Here is a 2326-nt window from a genome sequence, read left to right as displayed (position 1 = left end):
CCGCTGTCAGACAGCGGCTACAAACAGCCCGATGGTGCAGACGAATCCGCCCGTCCACATTGCCGAACGCAGGCTCGGTTTGTCTTTCAGATAGCTGAAAATATAAGCGATGCGGAAGGCGATAAACGATACTGCCAAAAGGTTAATGGTCGCTTGTGCGGCATTGCCTGTGGCGTGTGCCACCAAAACGGCGGCGGCAAACGGGGCAAATACTTCAAAACCGTTTTGCTGCGCGGCATTGGCGCGCGCCGACAAGCCTTGCGTGCGGGCGAGGAAATCGCGCGGATTTCGGTTATCCGAGCTTGGCGTTTTCCTGCTTGGACAGCTCCGCTAGCGAGAAAATGAACAGTATCGCGGCTACGATGTACGCCGCCGTAACGAGTCCTGAATACATGGTGATTCTCCAATTATTTGTGAAAGTAACTGATTGTGAAACAGGTATTAAGGCCGCCTGAAAACCGTTTTTCAGATGGCCTCTTCAAGCTGCATTAGTCAGGGCAATGTTTGCTTCAGACAGAACGGGAGAAGCCTCGTTGTTGTTCTTGTTGAATATTTTGGTTTTCTTGAGCAACAAACTGCTGTTGCCGCTCTTCTTCTGAAGCCTGCTGGACTCTTTCGTTGAAGCTGGCAACTTTGTCAGGATTATCAGCCAAAAGTTTTTTTGCATACGAACCGTCGGTATCATTCAATAGTCCTTGCAGCATAGCCATAGTTTCTTCGTATTTGGATTGGGGTTTCTCTTGAGAAGAATTTAAGGGTTTATGTTGTTGTTCCCAATTTTGACGGATACGTTTCAATTCTTCTTCAGGGATTAACAAAGAATTTTCTCCAGGCGTAAGGGCCATTCCCAAATCAGGGTCTTTTAAATTCATGCCCCTTAACAAGGTAGAAGCAACCGAATTGCTGTTCGGTCCCAAGCCCAATATAGGGTATGAGGGATTGCGTCTGTTAATTTCCTGGCCTATTTCATACCCTAAATTGAATTTATGCATGACTTCTTCGTAGCTTCCCTCGAAAACTATTTCTTGGTTTTGAGAGGGATGATAAAACCTCATTTTAGCTTCTTGTTCATTGTAGACACGTAATCTGTCAGAAGGTAAATAACCTATTGGTTTAATTTCTCCGTCTTGTGAAGTTGCTAGCCCGTTTAATTCGTGTATCGGACGGTTATTCGGGTCCAATACGACAATAAAATTATGTCCTGCCATGCCACCAATTAGCGGAAGTTGTGATTTAACGATTTTATAGTTTCCGGTATCTGCCATTTTCAATTTCCTTTTTCAGTATCTTCTACGATTTGTTTTTCAACGTTCAAAGAATCCACCCCCTTTTTAGGAGAGACAATGATGCGGTAAATATGTTTTGCACGACCGCTTCCGGAATGCCCTCCTGTAACTCTTGACCGAATATACCCGTTATATTCGCAAAACTCTTTTCCTGCCACACAAGTCATACCCATATTTGAAACTACATTTTGGATATTTTCAGGGCTATTGTCGCCGTTTAAATGGGACGAAACCATTTTTCCCAACTCTTCTTTCTCCGGTTTATTGGGAAATATTTTAGTAATATATTCTTTGATTTCTCCTTTAGGCAGGTGATCATAATTGACAGACATCCTTGGAAAGCCCAAATCACAAGCAGTTAGAAAGAATGATGAAATCAAGATAATGATGGAAGACTTTTTCATACTAATTTCCTTTGTATTTCATAGCAGGGCAGGTCGGGTTGGTAAGCTCAACTCTGCCCGACTTTCAGACGGCCGTTGCCCCAAGCGACATTATCCGCCGCCGAATTGTGCCAAAAATTCTTCTTCGGTCAGCTTGGGCGTGTCGTTTGCCAGTTCGTAATACGGGGCTTTGGCGTCGATGTAAATCTGCTCTTCCAATTTGAAATCGGCGTTGTCGGCAAACAGTCCGGCGAAGACGAAATAGCTGTCGTTCGGCAGGAAGTGGTAGAACAGGTGTGTACCGCAGTTTTTGCAGAACGCACGTTCCGCCCATTCGGACGAATGGTAGCGGGCGATGTTCTCCCCGCCGTCGATTTTCAGCGGTTTGGCGGCAATCAGCGAAAACGTCGCGCCGCTGCCCCAAGTGCGGCACATCCGGCAATGACAGGCGTGGACGTGTTTGTCGTGTTCCACTTCTAAAAGATACGTCGCCGCACAGGCATTTTGCTTTCATGGTCGAACTCCTTATATTTGAAAGCTGACTTCTAGGTCGTCTGAAACGGTGTTACCAAAACTTACGTCGCTCGTTTTGGCGAAATTCGCTGCGCTCATTTTCATGACGACCCCGCTGTCAGACAGCGGCTACAAACAGCCCGA

At 46.0% G+C, this 2326-nt stretch carries 3 protein-coding genes and 1 pseudogene; all 4 read right to left on the bottom strand.

Going from position 1 to position 2326, the window contains the following annotated elements:
• Positions 1-6 precede the first annotated feature (6 nt).
• A complete protein-coding gene (locus HMPREF2872_RS11640) occupies positions 7-255 on the bottom strand; it encodes an MAPEG family protein (RefSeq protein WP_141752872.1) in 249 nt (82 codons plus the stop codon).
• Positions 256-509: 254 nt separating this feature from the next.
• Positions 510-1265, bottom strand: a complete 756-nt coding sequence (locus HMPREF2872_RS12085; protein ID WP_283119014.1) for a hypothetical protein — start codon at positions 1263-1265, stop codon at positions 510-512.
• 2 nt (positions 1266-1267) lie between these two features.
• On the bottom strand, positions 1268-1690 hold the full coding sequence (locus HMPREF2872_RS09065) for a hypothetical protein (RefSeq protein ID WP_070633067.1): 423 nt from the start codon (positions 1688-1690) through the stop codon (positions 1268-1270).
• A 90-nt stretch (positions 1691-1780) separates the two neighbouring features.
• Positions 1781-2183: pseudogene (locus tag HMPREF2872_RS09060) on the bottom strand (GFA family protein).
• Positions 2184-2326 lie beyond the last annotated feature (143 nt).

It is taken from the genome of Neisseria sp. HMSC069H12, from assembly GCF_001812735.1.
In the GTDB taxonomy this organism is placed as follows: domain Bacteria; phylum Pseudomonadota; class Gammaproteobacteria; order Burkholderiales; family Neisseriaceae; genus Neisseria; species Neisseria subflava.
Note: the sequence above shows the minus strand (reverse complement) of the source record. Positions and strands in the feature narration are given on the sequence as shown.

Coding starts and splice junctions, on each gene's coding strand:
- HMPREF2872_RS09065 (WP_070633067.1), bottom strand. CDS start 1,690: ATGAAAAAGTCTTCCATCATTATCTTGATTTCATCATTCTTTCTAACT.
- HMPREF2872_RS12085 (WP_283119014.1), bottom strand. CDS start 1,265: ATGGCAGATACCGGAAACTATAAAATCGTTAAATCACAACTTCCGCTA.